The sequence below is a fragment of the Microbacterium ureisolvens genome (genome assembly GCF_019511645.1).
GTDB lineage: Bacteria > Actinomycetota > Actinomycetes > Actinomycetales > Microbacteriaceae > Microbacterium > Microbacterium ureisolvens_A.
Genome location: NZ_JAEUAX010000031.1, coordinates 1 through 1,512, shown reverse-complemented (window position 1 = coordinate 1,512; position 1,512 = coordinate 1). Strand labels below are relative to the sequence as shown.

At 69.8% G+C, this 1,512-nt stretch carries 2 protein-coding genes; both read left to right on the top strand.

What is annotated here, in order from left to right:
- Nucleotides 1-761 (top strand): GTP 3',8-cyclase MoaA (locus JNB61_RS19845; protein WP_220340730.1); only part of this gene is annotated, 761 nt, incomplete at its 5' end.
- A 1-nt stretch (nt 762) separates the two neighbouring features.
- On the top strand, nt 763-1,512 hold a 750-nt coding region (locus tag JNB61_RS19840; RefSeq protein ID WP_220340729.1), incomplete at its 3' end, for a formate dehydrogenase accessory sulfurtransferase FdhD.

Here is a 1,512-nt window from a genome sequence, read left to right as displayed (position 1 = left end):
TGGCGGCGGTCACTGGCGCGGACGGGCGTGCGGTTCAGGTTGCGATGACCACGAACGGGATCCGGTTGCCGCAGTTGCTGCCGGCTTTGGTGGAGGCGGGGCTTGACCGGTTGAACATCTCGATCGACACGTTGCGGGGTGACCGGTTCCATGCGTTGACGCGGCGGGACCGGCTGGGCGATGTGCTGGCGGGGATCGCGGCGGCGCAGGCGTCGGGGTTGCGGCCGTTGAAGCTGAATGCGGTGGCGATGCGGGGTGTGAACGAGGACGAGCTGGTGGAGCTGGTGGAGTTCGCGGTGGCGCATGGGGCGCAGATGCGGTTCATCGAGCAGATGCCGTTGGATGCGGGGCACACGTGGGACCGGTCGCGGATGGTGACGCAGGACGAGATCCTCACCGCGCTTTCGGCGCGGTGGGCGTTGACGGCGGTGCCGGGTCGGGGTGGGGCGCCGGCGGCGCGGTGGCTGTTGGATGGTGGCCCGCACACGGTGGGGGTGATCGCGTCGGTGACGGCACCGTTCTGCGGGGACTGTGACCGGTTGCGGTTGACCGCGGACGGGCAGCTGCGCAATTGTCTGTTCTCGACGACCGAGTACGACCTGCTGCCGATCCTGCGTGCGCAGACTTCCCGGGGTGGGGCGGTTGATGCCGGGATCGATGGGATGCTGCGTTCCTGTGTGTTCGGGAAGCTGCCGGGGCATGCGATCAACGACCCCGCCTTCCTGCAGCCTGCCCGTGGTATGAACGCGATCGGCGGTTGAGATGGGCCGGTTGACCACCCGCAGCCCCGTCACCCGCATCGCGGTGAACGACGGAGACGTCGCGGTGCGCCGGCGGCCGGACACGCTCGCGGTGGAGGAGCCGCTGGAGATCCGCGTCGCGGGCGAGCCGCTCACCGTGACGATGCGCACCCCCGGCCACGACATCGAACTCGCAGCCGGGTTCCTGGTGTCGGAGGGGGTGATCTCCGCACCCGGAGACCTCCGCTCCGCGATCCACTGCGGTGGTCCGGGTACCGGCTCGGTGGCCTCGACTGCGCTGCTGTCGATCGGCGTCGGACCGGCGGTGCCGACGGCGTCCTCGAGCGAGAACACCTACAACGTGCTCGACCTCTCGCTCGCGCCGGAGGTGGCGCCGTTGGTCACCGACATCGCGCGCAACTTCTACACGACCAGTTCGTGCGGGGTGTGCGGCACCGCGTCGATCGAGGCGATCCAGAAGCAGTCGCGCTACGACGTGGCCGCCGATGCGGCTGCGGTCGACGCGACGCTGCTCATGACTCTTCCGGACGCGCTCCGCGCCGGTCAGCAGGTGTTCGACAAGACCGGCGGCTTGCACGCGGCGGCGCTGTTCGACGCCGGGTCCGGTGAGCTGCTCGTGCTGCGCGAGGACGTCGGCCGGCACAACGCCGTCGACAAGGTGATCGGCTGGGCGGTCCTCGAAGACCGGCTGCCGCTGACCGGCACCGTGCTGCAGGTCTCGGGTCGCGCCAGCTTCGAGCTCGTGCAGAAG